The organism is Roseiflexus sp., from assembly GCF_057785375.1.
Map to the genome: position 1 here is coordinate 58,809 of NZ_JBYNRX010000040.1, position 18,174 is coordinate 76,982.

Sequence of the window (18,174 nt, forward strand, 5' to 3'; positions counted from 1 at the left end):
CGCCCTCGTCCCGGAATGCCGACGGCGCTGTATGGGAGGTTATCTGACGGGAGACTGCGGCAGTGTGCGTTCCTGACAGCCGGAAGCGGAGTCCGTGCGAACTCCGAATGCGCCTGTTCCGCGCAATGCACCACGCCGTGCATACGCTGTCAACCATATGCCGGCGAGTGGCGCAGTACGCTGCTCTCGTTGTATACAGAAACTGGAGAGGAGGTGGATCGGGACAGAGACTCGTTACACGGTGTGGCCTTGCAACGATGAAGGAGACACAAGCATGCGCATGAAACCGTATCCCTGGATACTTCTGCTTGGCGCGTTGATGCTGGTGCTGGCGGCATGCGGCGGGCAACCGGCGACATCGCCCACTGCCGCGCCAACCACTGCACCAGACGTCAATCTGCCGACGCCTACGCCGATTTTGGAGTTCGCACAGCAACCTCAACCTGGACAAAAGGTGCTGGTCTGGATGGTGCGCATCAATGCGACCGAGAACCGCTGGGAGCGCGATGTCGTGCTGCCGGCCTATCAGCAGGTTGCGCCAGATGTGTTCGTGAAAGTGCTCAACATTAACCAGGACGATATCGCGGTCAAGCGTGAGGCGATGATCGCCGCCAGGGAACCGCTGCACGTCTGGTCGTCCAACTGGGGCGGCGATGGCTTCGCCAGCGACCGCTTCCGCGGCTTGCTGGCAGACATGACGCCGCTGATCGAACGCGATAAGTGGGACACGAGCGACTTTATCCCCGAAGTGTTCACCATCTACAATGTCGAAGGCAAACAGTACGGCATTCCGTTTCTCACCACCGGCAGCTACGTGTACTACAACATGAAGCTGTTTGATGAGGCTGGCGTGCCATATCCGCCAAGCGACTGGAACGACAAGTCGTGGACATGGGATGCGTTCCTTGAGACTGCTAAGAAGCTGACGAAGAACCCGGACGATCCAAGCACGGCGGTGTATGGCGGCGTCAACGGACTGTGGCCCCCCTTCGACAGCATCCCGATGATCTGGGGCAAGGACCCGTTCACCAAAGAAGCGCTCGAAACCGGCTTCTCCGACCCCATCAGGCTGGACGAAGGAACCGCCGCCGCATTCCAGGCAGTTCACGACCTGGTGTACGTCCACAAGGTCGCTCCCGACCAGGCAGCGTCTCAGGCGCTCGATCAACTGGGCGGCGCCTTCCTCTCCGGGCGAGTCGCCATGTTTATGACCGGCGGCTGGGGCCACTGGAACTATAAGGAGATCATCGACGACCCGAACGGCTTCTGCTGGGGCGCAGCGCCGCTTCCCTGGGGCACGCCCGACGCCAATATCCGCGCGACCATCTTTACCGACCCATGGGTGATTACAGCCGGAATGGACGCCGAGAACACCGACCTGGCATGGAATTTCGTGAAGTTCCTGGCATCGGCGGAGCAGCAGCGTGCTTATACGCTGGCAACCGGCACCCCGCCGGTGCGTCAGAGCCTGCTCAACGACTACTACAAGCAGTATGAGAAGTGTGTTCCGGCAGAAAAGACCAAAGAGTCGTTCCAGGGCGCCTTCAGTCACGGACGTGAGTCGTCGAACCACCTGCTGGTCAAGTTCGATGAACTCAGTCAGACCTGGGACAACCTCTTGAGTCCGTTCTGGAACGATCCTAACGCGAAAGCCTCCGATCTGATGCCGATCCTCGAGTCGGACGTCAATGCCGCGCTGGAACGCATCCGTAGAGAGGCGGGACGGTAGTCGCTGCGCCAGCAGGGGAGAGGATTGCCTGCCCCTGTGGGCGACGGCGCGGAAGTTGTCAACGATGGCTGTCGGACAGGGCGCTTTGTGTGATGCCTGGGCGTTGCGCGAAGCGCCTTTGTCACGAAGCAGACGATCAAGATCGCACAGCAGGAGTGATCCGTGAAGCAGGCGCAGCAGACCAGGCTGGTATTGGTAATCTTCTTTGTCAGTGGCGCGAGCGGTCTGATCTATGAGGTCGTCTGGTTTCGCCTGCTCAGCCTCAGTTTCGGCGTCAGCGTGTATGCCGCCAGCGCAGTGCTGACCGCCTTCATGGGTGGGCTGGCGCTGGGCAGTTGGGTGTTTGGCAGAATCACGGCGCGCCTGAAGCAGCGCGAGAACTCCAAAGCGCCAACCGCAGCGCTCCTGCGCCTCTTCGCCCTGTTACAGATCGGCGTTGCGCTGTTTGCCTTTGCCACGCCGCCGCTCTTTGCCGGATTGACCGACCTCTATGTCTGGATTGCGCGCCATCTGCAGCCAGACCTCTTCGCGTACAACGCTGCGCGCACGGCGCTTGCCACGCTGGCGCTCGCGCCGCCGACCTTCCTGATGGGAGGCACGTTACCGGTGCTGGCGCAGGTGCTGGCAGCGCGCGACCAGGAGCGCGGACAGCGGCTCGGCGCCCTGTATGCCATCAACACGTTCGGCGGCGTGCTGGGGGCGCTGGCTGCCGGGTTGATCCTGATCCCCTCGCTCGGCGTCAACTGGTCGCTCTACCTCGGCGGCGGGCTTGACCTGGCGGCGGCAGGCGCATCATTCTGGTTGGCGCGCCGCTGGCAGGAAACGCCAGTGGCGCCTGCACCGTCACAACCGGCGGTATCGACGCCAGCGCCACAACCGAAACGCACGGCGCGCAAACCGGCGCAGCGTGCGTCGGGCGGGCGCGCCGTCGTGGCGCTCCAGGCAACTGGTGAAACGACGACCGGCGCGCGCATTGCGCACAACGGCGCCATTGCGACAACGCCGGCGCTCCCCGCTGCCGGACCTGCGGCGTCCCTGCTCACCCCGGCGCGACTGGCGTTGATCGGGTATGCCTTGTCCGGGTTTGCAGCGCTGGGCTATCAGGTGGCATGGACGCGCACACTGGCGATTTTCAGCCTGAATGCCGTCTATTCGTTCACCATCATGCTGGTGACGTTTCTGATCGGTCTGGCGGCTGGCAGCGCCTGGATGGGACGGCGGATCGACCGGCGCGCACAGCCGCTGGCGCTCTTTGGCTGGTTGCAGATCGGGATCGGGATGGGGGCGGTGATTGCGCTCTACGCCTTTGCGCGCATGCCGACTCTGCTCGATCTGTTTACCGCCAGAACCACTTTTCTCGGCACGCTGTGGGCGGAGTTCTTCGCCGCCGCCGTAATCATGATCGTTCCGACGCTGCTGATGGGCGCGGTTTTCCCGGTTGCAGCGCGGCTGTATACGGCATCGTTCACCACAGACGCCCCTGCCGCGCCGGATCGGGGCGCAGTGGGTTCGCGGGTTGGGCGGCTCTATGCGTTCAACACTGTCGGCGCGACGCTGGGCGCATTCATGTCGGGCTTTGTCTTCATTCCATTGATCGGGCTGCAACGCGCTTCCCTGTTGCTCGCGGCGCTGAACCTGGCGCTTGGCGCCACTGCCGTACTGATGGCGTCGCCGGTATGGGGCGCGCGGGTGCGCCTCGCAGGGGCGCTGGGAGCGACGGCGCTGGCGGCGGCGCTGTTGCCGCCGGGCGTCTACCTGGGGTTCCGCGAGGGGGTCATCCCGGAACTGGTGTACTACCGTGAGGGGGTGGACGCCACCGTTGCCGTGTTCGAGGTCAAATACCCGCCGCTCAAAATGTCGTTCGTCAACGGGCGCAATGAGGTTCCCACTGACAAACACAGCATGCGCGCCTTCCATCTCCTCGGTCATCTGCCGGCGCTTCTGCGCCCGGATGCGCAGAATGCGCTGATGATCAGCTTCGGCAATGGCATCGCCTCGGGCGCCATGGCAACCCATCCGATCCCGCGCATCCACGCCGTCGAACTGGTTGCCGAACAGGTTGAGGCAGCGCGCCTCTATGAAGCCGAAAATCGAGGCGTCCTCAATCGTCCCGGCTTCCAGATCACGATTGAAGATGGACGCAACTACCTGCTGCGCAGCGCCGAACGCTACGACATCATTACCGCCGACGCCACCCATCCGATCAACAGCAGCAGTTGGGCGCTGTTCACCTTCGAGTTCTACACGATGGTGAAAGATCGCCTCGCCGATGATGGCGTCTTCATCCAGTGGCTGCCGTTCCACGACCTTTCGGAACGCGACTACCGCGACATTATCCACACGTTTCAGAGCGTCTTCCCACACACGACGCTGTGGTACACTGGCGCCACGCACAGTTTTCTCGTCGCCACGCCGCACCCGCTGACGCGCGATCAGATTCTGGCGCTCGACGCGCAATTGAAGCAATCGGCAGCCGGTGCGGACCTTGGCGACAGCCGGTTGCTGGCAGCGGACATGATCATGCACGAGGACGAAGTGGCGGCGTTTGCGGCAGAAGGGCGCATTGTGCGTGATGATCGCGCCTTTTTCATTCCGGCTATGGATCGCGAACGCATCCTGACGGCGCTCGAACCGTATGCGCGCGCAGCGGCGCGCGATGCAGGGCGCTAGCGTAGCAGCAAGACGATCAGAAGGAGCACAGCAATGGCGGACAAACTACGGGTCGGCGTGCTGGGGCTGACTCATGACCACGTGTGGGGGAACCTCCAGGACCTGGCGAACTGCGATGATGGCGTGCTGGTGGCTGCGGCAGACCCCAACCCCGCGCTGCGTGAACACATCAGGTCGCTGGGGTGCGAACAGGTCTTCGATGATTACAGCGACATGCTGGATGCGGTCAAGCTCGACGCAGTATATGTCTTCAGCGACAATCTGCGCGGCGCAGAGTTGACCGAAATGGCGGCGGAGCGCGGTCTGCATGTCATGGTCGAAAAGCCGATGGCGGCGACGTATGCCGATGCAGCGCGCATGCGCGGCGCCGCTGCCGCGGCTGGCGTTCAGTTGATGGTCAACTGGCCCATCATGTGGTGGCCTACAATGCAATATGCGCTGCACCTGATTGCCGGGGGGCGCATCGGTCAAGTCTGGCAGGTCAACTACCGCGCCGCCCACATTGGGCCGCGTGAACTCGGTTGTTCGCCCTTTTTCTGTGAATGGCTCTACGACCCGCGGCGCAACGGCGCCGGTGCGCTGATGGATTACTGCTGCTATGGCGCAGCGCTGACCTGCGCGCTGCTCGGGTTGCCCTCCCGCGTCACAGCGCTGACGGGGCGCCTGTGGAAGCCCGATCTGCCAGCAGAAGATAATGCGGTGATCGTCATGCAGCACGCGCGCGCCATCAGCACCGCGACTGCGTCATGGACGCAAGTCGGCGATATGACTAGCTACGAGCCGATGATCTATGGCAGTGAGGGAACCATTCACATCCGCGAGCACGGCAAAGAACTGTGGCTGGCAGACCGCGAGCATCGCGACGGCATGCGCCTCGACGTGCCGGAACCGCCGGTCGGGATGCGTAACAGCGCCGAGTACTTCCTGGGTCACATCTGCTCCGGCAAGCCGATCACCGGTCTGTGCAGCGCCGACGTCGGCTTGATGGCGCAGGAGGTGCTCGATGCAGGCATCATCTCGGCGGCTGAGGGGCGCGCTGTGTCACTGCCGCTGCCGATGACGGCGCTGGCATAGGAGGAGGGGTATGGATCATCTTTCGCTTCTTCCAATGCCACGGTCATTGACTTTCCTGCCGGGGGTGTACGTGGTGACATCGGCGCAGCGCATTCTGCTCCAGGGCGCTGCGCCGGGAGATCTGCTATGTGCGGCGCGCCGCCTGCAACGTGCGCTACGCGCCCATGCCGGCGTCGAATGGGAACTGACCGCGACGCCGGAAGGTCCTCCAGGCGAGATCGGCGCTACGCTGCGGGTGACTGCCGGCAGCGCCGACCATCCGCAGGGGTATGTTCTGACTATCAAGGACGGCGGCATCATTATCGAAGCGCCAACCCCGGCTGGCATCTTCTACGGCGTTTGCACCCTGATCCAGATCGTGGAACAGACCGGACGCACCTTTCCATGCCTGTACATCAACGACCATCCCGATTTTGCCGCGCGCGGGGTGATGATCGATATCAGCCGCGACAAGGTTCCAACGATGGAAACCCTGTTCATGCTGATCGATATGCTGGCAGGCTGGAAGATCAATCAGGTGCAGCTTTACACCGAGCATACGTTTGCCTACCGTAATCATCCCGATGTGTGGGCGCGCGCCTCGCCGCTGACCGGCGAAGAGGCGCTGGCGCTCGATGCGTACTGCAAAGAGCGGTTCATCGATCTTGTGCCCAACCAGAACTCGTTCGGTCATATGCACCGCTGGCTCATCCACCCGCGTTACGCGGCGCTCGCCGAGACCCACGGCGAATTCCAGGCGCCGTGGGGCGTCATGCAGGGACCATTCAGCCTGGCGCCAGAAGATCCGGGCAGCCTCGATCTGGTGCGCAGCCTGTACGATGAACTGCTGCCGCATTTTTCGAGCCGGTTGTTCAACGTCGGGTGCGATGAGACGGTCGATCTCGGGCAGGGACGCAGCAAAGACGCCTGCACGCAGCGCGGCGTCGAGCGGGTGTACCTCGATTTTCTGCTCAAACTCTACGACGCCGTGAAACACCACGGGCGCACGATGATGTTCTGGGGCGATATCGTCAATAATCACCCGGAACTGATCGGTGAGTTGCCGCGCGATGTCATCGCACTCGAATGGGGATATGAAGCCGATCACCCCTTTGACCTCACCTGCGCCCGCTATGCAGCGGCGGGCATTCCGTTCTACGTCTGCCCTGGCACGTCGTCGTGGCAGAGCATTGCCGGACGTACCGACAACGCTTTGGGGAACCTGCGCAACGCTGCTGAGAATGGATTGAAGCATGGCGCCATCGGCTACCTGATTACCGACTGGGGTGATATGGGGCACTGGCAGGTCTTGCCGGTCAGTTTCCTGGGGTTTGCGATGGGTGCGGCATTCGCATGGGCATACGCCGCCAATCGCGACGCGAACGTACAGGCGGCGGTCAGTCGGCATGCGTTCACCGACCCGACCGGCGCGATGGGGAAAGTGGCATACGATTTGGGAAATGTGTATCACGCCGTCGGATATGAGCCGCCAAACTCGTCGGTGCTGTTCTGGGTGTTGCAATCGCCGCCGGTCTCCAATCCATCCGCCCTGCCGCCGCTCGACTTCGACCGCGCGCTCGATGCGATCGACGCCGCAACTCAGCCCATTGCCGCCGAGCGTATGACTCGCTCCGATGCGCCGCTCATTCTTCAGGAGTTCGACAATACGGTGCGCCTGTTGCGGCATGCCTGTCGCCTGGGACAGTTGCTGACCGCTGCCGATGGCGCCGGCGCCCTGCCGCGTCGTCGGTTGTTGAATGATGACATGCGCGAAATTATCCGCGAGTACGAACGCCTCTGGCTGGCGCGCAACCGCCTCGGCGGGTTGTCCGATAGCGTGGCGCGGCTGGAGCGCGTGCGCGCCCGCTATACCGCTCAGGAGCAGACGCCATGATTCGTATCGGCATCGTTGGCTGCGGACGGATTTTGAATGCCCACCTCCAGGGGTATCTGCAGCTCCGTCGGATGGGGATCGACCATTTTCGGATCACCGCCCTCTGTGCGCGCCGGGTGGAGGACGCGCTCATGTTCCGCAAACGCGGCGAAGGACCGCCGCCCCGTCCGCCGGTGCTCGATCCGGCGACCGGCGATCCGCTGGCAGCGCCGCACACCTATGTCTCCGACATCCACGACGATGTGGAAGTCGCCATCTATACCGACTACCGCGATCTCATCGCCTCGGGAAAGGTGGATGCGATTAACGACCTGACGACGCTGGCGCTGCACCATCAGGTGGGGCTTGCCGCCATCGACGCCGGGTTGCATCTGCTGTCGCAGAAGCCGCTGGCAATTTCCGTGCGCGCGGCGAAGAAGATGGTGGCGGCAGCAAAGGCGCGTGGGGTCACATTTGGCGTGTTTGAGAATGTGCGCCAGGCGCGCATCGTGCGCGCGATGGCGTGGGTAGTGCGCCAGGGATTGATCGGCGAACCGCAGATCTCGGTGATGGGAGTCCTCGGTGGACTCTGGTCGCCGGATCGGATTGTTGCAGAAACGCCATGGCGTCACAAAAAACTGCTCGGCGGCGGCGGCGGGAGCATCGATATCGGTGTGCATCAGATGCACTTCCAGCGTTATGTGGTCGGCGAAATCGCCGCAGTGAACGCTGTTCGCGCACTTTTGCGCCAATACGTTATCTGCGCGATGCACAGGGCAATGTCATTGATCAGGTGCAGGCGGATGTCGATGACACCTATATGGCAACCCTTCAGTTCGAACGCGGCGCGATCGGGCAGTTGTGGTGGAGCTGGGCCGGTTCGCCGGAAGAACTGACGATCAATGGTGCACCGGCGATCATCGGCAGCACGGGAGCTATTCGTGGCGGGCAGATCGTGCTGGCGGACGGCGAGCGTCTGCCGCTGGAAAAGACCTTCGAGCAGCGGATGACGTCTGCCGAGCGCGAGCAGTGCTTTCCGCTTGGGCTGACCGACCCCTGCGCTATCCAGAACCTCGACTGGCTGCGCGCAATTGAACGCGGCGCCGACCCGGAGACCAGCGGGGAAGAGGGGTTGCGCGACCTGGCGTGCGCCTTCGCCATCCTGGAGTCGTCGGCGCTGGGGCGCACCGTGACGCAGCAAGACGTGCTCGATGGCGCCGTGGACGCCTATCAGCGCGACATCGACGAATACTACGGGCTTCTCTGACAGTGCGGGGCTGGATGATGTTCAGACCTCCAAAGGACGCTCCCTCATGGCAACACGACACTTCCCTGACGATTTTCTCTGGGGCGCGGCGACGGCTGCCTTTCAAATCGAAGGCGCCACCCGCGAAGATGGACGCGGCGTGTCGATCTGGGACCGGTTCTGCGCGACGCCGGGAAAGGTGCTCAACGGCGATACCGGCGATCCGGCGTGCGATCACTACCACCGCTGGCGCGACGACATCGCGCTGATGAAATCGCTTGGATTGCGGGCATACCGGTTTTCGATCGCCTGGCCCCGCATTCTTCCGCAGGGTGCAGGAGCGATCAATCCTGCCGGTCTCGATTTCTACGACCGCCTCGTCGATGGCTTGCTGGAAGCCGGCATTCAGCCATGTGCGACGCTGTACCACTGGGATCTGCCGCAGGCGCTCGAAGACGCAGGTGGATGGCCCGCGCGCAAGACCGCGTATGCGTTCGCCGACTACGCCGATGTGGTGGTGCGCCGCTTGGGGGATCGCGTGAAACACTGGATCACGCTCAACGAACCGTGGTGTTCGGCGTTTCTCGGCTATTGGACCGGCGACCATGCGCCGGGGCGGAAGGAAGGACCGGCGCTTGCGGCAGCGCATCATCTGCTCCTCGGTCACGGATTGGCAATTGCCGCCATCCGCGCCGCGCGTCCCGACGCGCAGGCGGGTATCACCCTCAACCTTTCGCCCGCCGACCCGGCGAGCGATAGCGACGCGGATCGCGCAGCCGCATGGCGGTACGATGGCTTCTTCAACCGCTGGTATCTGGACCCGCTTTACCGTGGCGCATACCCTGCCGATATGCTGGAACTGTACGCGCAGATGGGGCAGACGCCGCCGGTGCAGAACGACGACATGCGCCTCATTGCTGCGCCGCTCGATTTTCTGGGGGTGAACTACTACTCGCGCGCCGTCATTCGTGACGATCCGCAGGCTGGCGGTCTCGGATATGCGCACGAACGGCCGGAAGGCGAGTACACCCATATGGATTGGGAAGTGCGTCCCGACTCGCTGCGCCGACTGCTGGAGCGATTGCACCGCGACTATGCACCGGCGGCGCTGTACATCACCGAAAACGGCGCTGCCTACCCGGACGAAGTCTCACCTGATGGCAGCGTCCACGACCCGGATCGGGTACGCTACCTTGCGCGTCATCTCGCAGCGTGCCACGACGCCATCGCAGCCGGGGTTCCGTTGCGCGGCTATTTTGTCTGGTCGTTGATGGACAACTTCGAGTGGGCATTCGGTTACAGCCGGCGATTCGGCATCGTCTACGTGGATTATGCGACCCAGCGCCGCATCCCAAAAGACTCGGCGCGGTTCATGCAACAGGTGATTGCAGCGAATGCCGTGGAGGAGGCGGACGTTTTCGTGAGGTGAGCATCCCCCTGCGGTTGCTGAGCCTGTCGAAGCAACCGCAGGGATGGCGCTGCTGCGTGTTGTGCTCATGCACATGGTCGCCTGCGCCCCGCCCAACGCTACGACAATCCCACCGTCTTTCCTTCGGCGTCGATGTCGATCCGCTCAGCGGCAGGGTGAGCCGGCAACCCCGGCATGGTGCGAATGTCGCCTGCCAGCGGGTAGATGAAACCTGCACCGGCTGCCAGGCGCATCTCGCGGATGGGGAAGATATACCCCGATGGTGCGCCGCGCAGTTTCGGGTCGTGGCTGATCGACAATTGTGTCTTTGCCATGCAGATCGGCAGGGCGCCATACCCCTGCTGCTCGAACCGCACCAGTTGCCGTGAGGCTTCGGGCGTGTACTCCACCCGTGCTGCGCCGTACACCTTCGTCGCCAGCGTTTCGATCTTCTCGCGCAGGCTCAGATCGAGCGGGTAGAGCGGCGCGAACTTCCCTGGCGCTTCGCATGCCTTTATCACCGCTTTTGCCAGATCATATCCACCCGCGCCGCCATCGGCAAACACAAAACTTTCAACCACATCGAACGCCCCTGCGTCGCGCGCCGCCTGCCGTATCACCTCAACTTCCGACGGAAAATCGCCGGGGAAGCGGTTGATCGCCACAACCACCGGTCGCCCGAAGAGACGTGCGATCCGCACCTGCGCGGTAAGGTTGGCAGCGCCTGCCGTCACATCCTCCGGGTTCTCTTCAGCAAGCCGCGGATCGAGCGGTTTGCCAGCGGTGATGGTGTAGCGCCCGCTGTGCGCCTTGAGCGCCCGCACCGTTGCAACCAGCACCACTGCATCAGGCGCCAGACCAGAGGCGCGGCATTTGATGTCGCAGAACTTCTCGAAACCGATGTCAGCGCCGAACCCGCTTTCGGTGACCACATAATCGGCGCAGTGCAATCCGATCAGATCGGCCAGCACCGATGAGGCGCCGTGCGCAATGTTGGCGAACGGTCCACAGTGGACCAGCGCCGGTGTTCCTTCGAGCGTCTGTAGCAGGTTGGGCTTGATGGCTTCCTTCAGCAAAACAGTCATAGCGCCTGCGGCGTGCAGATCATCGGCGGTCACCGGCGCGCCATCGTGCGTGTACGCCACAACAATGCGTCCCAGTCGCTGCCGCAGGTCGTGCAGGCTGGTTGTGAGCGCCAGAATCGCCATCACCTCCGATGCCACCGTGATATCGAACCGCGCCTGGCGCATCGGACCATCTTCCTTCTTTCCCAACCCTACGACGATGTTGCGCAACGCGCGGTCACTGATGTCCATCACGCGGGGCCACGAGATCGTATACGGGTCGATGCCTGCCTGATTGCCATGATGCAGGGCGTTGTCGATCATCGCTGCCAGCACATTGTGCGCCGCGCCAATCGCGTGAATGTCGCCGGTCAGATGCAGGTTGAACTGCTCCATCGGGAGGACCTGGCTGTACCCACCGCCAGCCGCGCCTCCCTTAATGCCGAAGGTTGGTCCCATCGAGGGTTGGCGGATGGTGACGACGGAACGCTTCCCCAGGCGCGCCAGCGCCTGACCCAGTCCGATAGTGGTAGTGGTTTTGCCTTCGCCCAGAGGCGTGGGTGTAATTGCGGAGACGACGACGTAGCGACCGCGCGGCCGGTCGGTCAGTCGTTGCAGGACGGCCAGATCGATTTTTGCGACGTGGCGACCATACAGTTCAATGTCATCGTCGGTCAGCCCGAGGTCGGCGGCGACGGCGCGGATCGGGCGGAGGCGCGCCGCCTGAGCGATGTCGAGATCGGAAAGCATAGCTGCTCCTTTGAAGCATCATACTGCGGATGCGTCATTGCAGCCGCATCCGCAGTATAGCAAACACACACGATGGCGGTAGTGCGAATGTGAGAACAGAGGCTGAACACTCCGCTACTGTGGCGATAGGACGCCAATGTGTATCGGCGCCCCGTGGGTTCGCGCCAGGTCCAGGTCGCCGGGGGCGCCGCCGTACAATTCAAGCGCCCAGGGTCCCTCACGGCGCCGATTGTTCAGTGCGGTCAGCACGATGGTCGATGACCCCAGTGAGAAGGAAACACCTTCCGCAACGGTCATGCCCTCGATTCCCAGCAGTGCACGGTAGCGCGCAGCGCTCTCCGCCAGATTGCGAGTTACGACCAGCACCCGTGCGATGCCGGTGACGCCGTTGGCATGCTGGCGCGCTGCACCGGTCGGAACCCGCAGGTCGCGCGGGGTTACGTCGCCGCAGAGGAATGGCAGGTCCGGCGTGGCGGGGCGGGCTGTCTTCCAGGCGATGCGCACACCGTCGGGGCGTTCCCTGCCGCCGGAGAAGGGACCGGCAATGTCCAATCCACGGGAGCGCGCGGCGGCAACATCCTCGTCGATTGCATCAGGGAGCAGGGCAAAGTCGATCACCCCTTCGCCATCGGCGGTGTGGCGCCACCAGATATGTTCCGGCGCCTCGCGGCGGAAGGCGAGCAACTCAAGGTAACTGCCGTCGGCGAATGCCACCAGTGCATTGTGCGTTGCACCGTCGGCATGGACCCCGCCGGGCGTCACGGTGAACCCCAGTGCTGTGTAGTCGTCTATCGCCGCCAGTAGATCGCGGACGAGAATGACAATGTGATCGATGCAGGTAATCATTGAGAATCCTTCAGCCGGATACATCGTTGATGTTGAGCGCAACGGCTGCAACAGGCCCCTTTCAAAAATACGTGTTCAGCGTTGGATACCGTCGTAAACCCGGGAGCGCAGGCGTCTCGCCGGTCGGCCACCTCGTCACTCTGGGAGCGCAGGCGTCTCGCCGGTTGGTCACCTCGTCACCCCGGAAGCGCAGGCGTCCCGCTGGCAATCACCCTGGGAGCGCAGGCGTCCCGCTGGCAATCACCCTGGAAGCGCAGGCGTCCCGCTGGCAATCACCCTGGGAGCGCAGGCGTCCCGCCTGCAACGGTGGCGGCGGGCGTCCCGCCTGCGACGGTGTTCGAGGGCAAGAAGCCGTCACTCTCAGGAGAAGCGTAAACACATCAAAAAGGCTCTTGCGCGAATGTTAAGTTTATGCTAAGATAGCGTTATCTCCTTCTCCTCTCTTCTCTCACTGAGGGTGTCTGACGCGGTCAGGCGCCCTCAGTGATTCATGACGCAGTGCGCGATCATACAGCGGCAACGTCAGCGCGATGAACCGATCCGCAGTGCGCCAGCTATGGTCGCCGTCGTGCAGCACCGGGTCTTCCAGCGCATTGGCGAAACCCCGCGCATGCAGGCATGCCAGCAGATGTTCGCCACGATAGTAATTCGACTGCCAGGGTTCCTGCGCTTCGGGACCATACGCCACGACCCAGGTGATGCGCGCCAGTTCCTCGCGCCGGCTGCGCAGAATCAGGTTCGGTGCATTGTGTTGAGCGACGAAAGCCAAATCGCGCGGCACACCATACGCAGCGTCGAACATCGCATTGGCAACCACGCGATCGCGCTTGCGGACATGCCGCCCCCGGTCGCAGGCGTACAGGAACGTACCGTCGTATGCGCCGGCGCAGGCGAACAGGTCGGGACGGCGCGCCGCCGCCGACAGCGCCATCGCGCCGCCAAGCGAAAAACCGACGATGCCGCGCGCTCGACCGCCGCCGACAACCGGGAAGTGACTCTCAATGTAGGGAATCAGGTCGTTGAAAAAATAATCGGCGAAGCGACCGCTGCCGATGCCGGAGGCGCCGTCTGCCAGATGGGGCGCGCGCATATTGAGCAGCATGCCAGGAATGCGATTGTCATCGCTCGATGTGCCGGGGAAGACCAGCGCCAGCGGACCGACGCGCCCGGCTGCGCGTTGCGTTTCGTAAACATCGATGACATTCCTGCCGCCACGCAATTGATCCTCGAACGGATTGATCCATTCGCGCTCGTGCCCGCGCAGGAGATAGAGTGTCGGCGCTCGATGATCATCATCGACATCGGGCGGAATGTAGATGAAAAACCCCCGCGACACACCAAGCGCCGGACTGAAAAACGTCACGTGGCGCACGCGCGTATCGTACACGACCGGCAGCGCCGGGGCTGAAACGAATGGCACAGTCGTCATTCCCGCACGAAACCGTCGCAGCCTACGATCCCCCCAACCGGTCGAGTTCCTGCTGCGCGAAGCGGCTCCCCTTCTCAACGGCGGTGCGATACGCCTGCTTTGCTTCTTCTACCCGCCCGAGTTGTTCGAGCGTCAGCCCCAGCCAGTAGTAATTGCCGCCATCATTCGGCGCAATCTCGATCGCGCGGCGGAAACTGACCTCGGCGTCATTGAAGCGCCCCTGGTTGTAGTACGTCCAGCCGACCCCAAAATGTGCGTCTGCCTGATCGTCCTTGATCGCCAGGGACTGTTGCAGCGTGTCGAGCGCCTGTTCGTACTGCCCGAGTGCCGACTGCGCCCAGCCCAGACCGGTAATAGCGCTGACGAAACGGTCGTTGCGGTCGAGCGCCTCACGGAAACGATCCTCGGCGCGCTGGTAGGTCGATGTCTGTTCACTGCTGCCGAATGGCAGGCTAAATCCTTTGCTCATATGCGTCCATCCCAGACGCGCGAACAGATCGGGACGGTAGGGCGTGATCGTGATCGCCTGTTCAAGGGTTGCAATCGCACGGTCATAATCGGGTGGCGAGAACGCCAGCAGCGCATAACTCTTCCCAAGGTGCGCATTGGCATCCTGGGGATTGAGTTCGAGCGCTTTATCGAATTCCGCCACGGCGCCGGCATAGTCTTCAAGATAGTAGAGATTCCACCCCAATCCGGCGTGGGCATGCCCGTATGCTGGATCGATCTCCTGAGCGCGTTCGAACTGCTGCCGCGCAAGTTCGAGCAGTGGCGCGGCGTCCTGACGGTTGCCGCGTTGGAGAGCATTCGCGCCCTGGTCGTTGTAGAAGTAGCCAAGGTTCGAATGGAAAACCGCGATCTGACCCTGCAAGCCGATTGCGCGGTTGAACTCATCACCGCCCCGTGCAACCATTGATTGGTCGTTGCTGAACTGATATTGATACCAATAGACAACGCCGCGTGCATTATGCGCCAGCGCCTGAAGCAGGTTCTCCTTCCCCGCCGCTTTTTCGAGCGCGGCCTCGGCATCGTCCACCGCCTCGCTCAGCATGGCTGCATCGGCATCGTCGAGCGCGCGCGCGGCTTTGATGACCGCGCGCGACGCATATCCTGCCGGATGGTCAGGATCAGCGGCAACCGCCTCATCGGCAGCGTCGAGCGCCTCATCATACCGTCCCTGGCTGTGGAGCGACTCGGCGAGCACGGCGTGCGCCAGTGCAGCGCGTGCATCGGCGGCGATTGCGGCGCGCGCCGAGTTCTCGGCGTCGGTGTAGCGATCACGAAACTGGTAGATCAACGCCAGGCGCGTGTGCGCTTCGACATTCTGTTTATCGAGGTTCAGAACATTCTGGTAGGCTTCGATAGCCTGATCGAGACTGCCGCGCTGGTTGAACAACTGGTTCGCCTGCGTCAGCGCCGTCGTGACCTGCGGACGTTCATTGCCGTCTGACGGGCGGATCAGGAAGAATGCGCCGACGAGCAGCAACAGCACTGCTGCGACGCCGCCGATGATCAATCCCAAACTTCCGCCTTTCTTCGCTTTGGCGGGCGCCTGCGCCGTGGGCGGCGGCGGTAATGTTCCTGGTGGAACATTCATTGTGGGGAGACCGGAGGGTGGCGACTGTGGCTGTGCAGCAACGCCATACGCTGGCGAACTGGCGTGGATGGTCGGTTCGCCAGAGGGGGGGGAGTATGGTTGGGCAGGAACGCCATATGCAGGCGACGCCGGAGGCGCCTGCGGACGAGGCGCGGCGGTTCCGGCGGGCGGCGATGGCGGCACGGTACGCACATACGGCAGCGGCGTCCCGGCAGGCGGCGAGACAGGTGGCGTGGCGCTGCTCATCGAGCCTGTGCCCGGCCCCGCCGCCTGTTTGAGCGCCGTTACCAGTTCGCCGGCGCTTGGGTAACGCGCCTCCGGCTTGCGCGCCAGCGCGCGCATAATCACATCCTCCACCGACAGCGGCAGATCGCTGCGAAAGTCGCGCGGCGGAATAGGCGCCTGTTGCAGCCGCGCCACCAGCATCGCCAGCGGCGTATCCGCTTTGAACGGCATGCGACCGGTGAGCATCTCATAGATTACCACACCGAGCGCATAAATGTCGGTCGGCGATCCGACGTTCGGCAAGCCCTGCGCCTGCTCCGGTGACATATATTCCGGTGTTCCCATCACCGTGCCGGCGACGGTCAGCCCGCCGCCGCCTGTGCCGCGCGCCAGACCAAAATCGGTCAGGTAGACCCATCCGCTGCGGTCGAGCATCATATTGGACGGTTTGATGTCACGATGGATGACTCCCTGGCTGTGCGCATAATCGAGTGCGCTCGCCACCTGCTCGACCAGCCGGATCGTCTCATCGACGGGCAATGTGCCCCGCTCGTGAATGACCTCTTTCAGGGTGCGCCCATCGATGAACTTCATCGCAATGTAGTGCAATCCGTCCGCTTCGTCCACCACATAGATCGGAACAATGTTAGGATGCTCGAGCGCGGCGGCGCTATCGGCTTCCTGACGGAAGCGGGCGATGTATGTGCGGTCGAGGCTCAACTCCGGCGGCAGCACCTTGAGCGCAACAATACGGTTGGGCGATGTCTGTCGCGCTTTGTAGACCACCGCCATGCCGCCACGACCCAGTTCGGAGAGGATCTCGAAGCGACCAATCGTTCGACCGATCAGATTCAACTCGGGCATGGACGTCTCTTTCGCTCACAGATGGCCTGACGTTCCGGGCTTTTGTTGATGCACGGCACACAACGACGTGATTTCAATGATCCCTCGCCGGGTCGGGAATGACCGTCGTCGTCGGCGCCCTCATCGTATAAGAACGCAACCGACCTGCCAATTATACGTTCTGTACGTATGATACCACGGACTTCCGGCTATAATAGTCGCGCGTTGTGCATATGTTCCTGCACGAAGGCGTGTGCCCCTCTCCTGATTCTGATGATTGGATCGTCGCATGACTCTGCGAGTCTCGCTGCAGGCGCGCGCAACGAGCCTGTTGATTGCGCCGAAGGCATTCTACTTTTGCTGGTTCGTCGCACTGGGATCGTTCATGCCGTTCATCACGCTGCATTATCGGAGCATCGGGCTGGATCTGGCGCAGATCGGGGTGCTGCTGTCGTTGGGCAGCATCCTGCAGATCGCCAGCCCGCTTTGGGGATTGTTTGCCGATGCGCTGCGCCTGCGTCGTCTGTTGCTGCCGGTGGTCATCGCCGGTGCAGTTGTGCCGGCGCTGCTGCTCGGTGTGACGACCGATTTCTGGTTGATTTTTGCGCTGGTAAGCGTCATGAGCCTGTTTGCTGCGCCGGTTGCGCCGCTGGCGGATAGCGCCACGCTGGCAGCGCTCGGGAATGCGCGCGAGCGCTATGGATCACAACGCGTCTGGGGGGCGCTTGGCTGGGGACTGAGCACGATTGCCTTTGGGTGGGCAGTGCAGCGCATGGGGTTAGGCTTGATCTTCTGGGTGTACCCGATCGCAGGTGCGCTGGCGGCGCTGGCGATGCCGCGCGCCGAAGTGGTGACGGTCAATGTGGTGCAGGCGGCGCGTCGGCTGCTGCGCGACGGGCGCTGGGCGCGGTTTCTCGTCGGCGCAATGTTCATCGGATGCAGCGGAGCGTTGATGCATGGCTTCTTTTCACTCTACATGGAAGACCTGGGCGCCAGCAGCGCCCAGATCGGCCTGGCGTATACGATTGCCAGCATCAGCGAACTGCCGGTGATGGCGTTCTCGGCATTTGCCATTCGCCGGTGGGGGGCGCGCTGGCTGATTGTTACTGCGGGCATTGCCTACACCATTCGTATGCTGCTCTACTGGTCAGCGCCAACGCCGGAATGGGCGCTGACGATCCAGCTGCTCCACGGTCTCTGTTTTGCATCGCTCTGGACAGCAGGCGTGGTCGAGGCGCAGCGCCTGGCGCCTTCGGGACTCGAAGCAACGGCGCAGAGTCTGTTCGGCATGGCGGTTTTTGGCGTGGCGGTTGCGTTCGCCAATGCAGTCGGCGGCGTGATCTACCGCGATTACGGCTATGGCGCATTGTTTGCGGCGGCAGCGCTGATCGCTGCGCTTGGTGCAAGTATTCTGGCACTGGGAAAGGACAGGTGACGCACC

12 protein-coding genes are annotated in these 18,174 nt (G+C 62.8%); 8 read left to right on the plus strand and 4 right to left on the minus strand.

The window, feature by feature from the left end; translation table 11 throughout:
- Positions 1-274 precede the first annotated feature (274 nt).
- The 7 genes from AC3EA7_RS07835 to AC3EA7_RS07865 all read left to right on the plus strand — a co-directional run bounded on the left by AC3EA7_RS07835 (position 275) and on the right by AC3EA7_RS07865 (position 10,000).
- Positions 275-1,729, plus strand: coding sequence for an ABC transporter substrate-binding protein (locus AC3EA7_RS07835; protein WP_488613483.1), 1,455 nt, complete (start codon positions 275-277; stop codon positions 1,727-1,729).
- A 162-nt stretch (positions 1,730-1,891) separates the two neighbouring features.
- Entirely contained in the window at positions 1,892-4,399 is a 2,508-nt protein-coding gene (locus AC3EA7_RS07840) for a fused MFS/spermidine synthase (protein ID WP_488613484.1), read from the plus strand.
- A gap of 33 nt (positions 4,400-4,432) precedes the next feature.
- Entirely contained in the window at positions 4,433-5,473 is a 1,041-nt protein-coding gene (locus tag AC3EA7_RS07845; RefSeq protein ID WP_488613485.1) for a Gfo/Idh/MocA family protein, read from the plus strand.
- Positions 5,474-5,483: 10 nt separating this feature from the next.
- Positions 5,484-7,346, plus strand: a complete 1,863-nt coding sequence (locus tag AC3EA7_RS07850) for a glycoside hydrolase family 20 zincin-like fold domain-containing protein (RefSeq protein WP_488613486.1) — start codon at positions 5,484-5,486, stop codon at positions 7,344-7,346.
- The gene (locus AC3EA7_RS07855; protein WP_488613487.1) at positions 7,343-8,221 is read left to right on the plus strand and encodes a Gfo/Idh/MocA family protein; all 879 of its coding nucleotides are present in this window, start codon (positions 7,343-7,345) and stop codon (positions 8,219-8,221) included. The genes AC3EA7_RS07850 and AC3EA7_RS07855 overlap by 4 nt, the downstream gene beginning before the upstream one ends.
- Positions 8,146-8,592: a hypothetical protein gene (locus AC3EA7_RS07860; RefSeq protein ID WP_488613488.1), complete on the plus strand. Its 447-nt coding sequence runs from the start codon at positions 8,146-8,148 to the stop codon at positions 8,590-8,592. Before AC3EA7_RS07855 ends, AC3EA7_RS07860 begins: the two co-directional genes overlap by 76 nt.
- 46 nt (positions 8,593-8,638) lie before the next feature.
- Positions 8,639-10,000: a GH1 family beta-glucosidase gene (locus AC3EA7_RS07865; protein WP_488613489.1), complete on the plus strand. Its 1,362-nt coding sequence runs from the start codon at positions 8,639-8,641 to the stop codon at positions 9,998-10,000.
- A gap of 98 nt (positions 10,001-10,098) precedes the next feature.
- Here AC3EA7_RS07865 and AC3EA7_RS07870 read toward each other — a convergent pair whose 3' ends face one another.
- The 4 genes from AC3EA7_RS07870 to AC3EA7_RS07885 form a co-directional block, all read right to left on the minus strand.
- Positions 10,099-11,793 carry a formate--tetrahydrofolate ligase gene (locus AC3EA7_RS07870; RefSeq protein WP_488613490.1) on the minus strand — a complete coding sequence of 565 codons (1,695 nt, stop codon included), beginning with the start codon at positions 11,791-11,793 and terminating at the stop codon, positions 10,099-10,101.
- Positions 11,794-11,907: 114 nt separating this feature from the next.
- Positions 11,908-12,639 carry a VOC family protein gene (locus AC3EA7_RS07875; RefSeq protein WP_488613491.1) on the minus strand — a complete coding sequence of 244 codons (732 nt, stop codon included), beginning with the start codon at positions 12,637-12,639 and terminating at the stop codon, positions 11,908-11,910.
- Between the two features lie 448 nt (positions 12,640-13,087).
- Entirely contained in the window at positions 13,088-14,059 is a 972-nt protein-coding gene (locus AC3EA7_RS07880; RefSeq protein WP_488613492.1) for an alpha/beta hydrolase, read from the minus strand.
- A 31-nt stretch (positions 14,060-14,090) separates the two neighbouring features.
- Positions 14,091-16,754 (minus strand): protein kinase domain-containing protein, encoded by a 2,664-nt coding sequence (locus AC3EA7_RS07885; RefSeq protein WP_488613493.1) that lies wholly within the window; start codon positions 16,752-16,754, stop codon positions 14,091-14,093.
- Between the two features lie 268 nt (positions 16,755-17,022).
- On the opposite strand from AC3EA7_RS07885, the gene AC3EA7_RS07890 reads away from it, so the two are divergent.
- The gene (locus AC3EA7_RS07890) at positions 17,023-18,168 is read left to right on the plus strand and encodes an MFS transporter (protein WP_488613494.1); all 1,146 of its coding nucleotides are present in this window, start codon (positions 17,023-17,025) and stop codon (positions 18,166-18,168) included.
- The last annotated feature ends 6 nt before the right edge of the window (positions 18,169-18,174 follow it).

Coding starts and splice junctions, on each gene's coding strand:
- AC3EA7_RS07865 (WP_488613489.1), top strand. CDS start 8,639: ATGGCAACACGACACTTCCCTGACGATTTTCTCTGGGGCGCGGCGACG.
- AC3EA7_RS07845 (WP_488613485.1), top strand. CDS start 4,433: ATGGCGGACAAACTACGGGTCGGCGTGCTGGGGCTGACTCATGACCAC.
- AC3EA7_RS07870 (WP_488613490.1), bottom strand. CDS start 11,793: ATGCTTTCCGATCTCGACATCGCTCAGGCGGCGCGCCTCCGCCCGATC.
- AC3EA7_RS07855 (WP_488613487.1), top strand. CDS start 7,343: ATGATTCGTATCGGCATCGTTGGCTGCGGACGGATTTTGAATGCCCAC.
- AC3EA7_RS07835 (WP_488613483.1), top strand. CDS start 275: ATGCGCATGAAACCGTATCCCTGGATACTTCTGCTTGGCGCGTTGATG.
- AC3EA7_RS07875 (WP_488613491.1), bottom strand. CDS start 12,639: ATGATTACCTGCATCGATCACATTGTCATTCTCGTCCGCGATCTACTG.
- AC3EA7_RS07860 (WP_488613488.1), top strand. CDS start 8,146: ATGGCAACCCTTCAGTTCGAACGCGGCGCGATCGGGCAGTTGTGGTGG.
- AC3EA7_RS07885 (WP_488613493.1), bottom strand. CDS start 16,754: ATGCCCGAGTTGAATCTGATCGGTCGAACGATTGGTCGCTTCGAGATC.
- AC3EA7_RS07890 (WP_488613494.1), top strand. CDS start 17,023: ATGACTCTGCGAGTCTCGCTGCAGGCGCGCGCAACGAGCCTGTTGATT.
- AC3EA7_RS07850 (WP_488613486.1), top strand. CDS start 5,484: ATGGATCATCTTTCGCTTCTTCCAATGCCACGGTCATTGACTTTCCTG.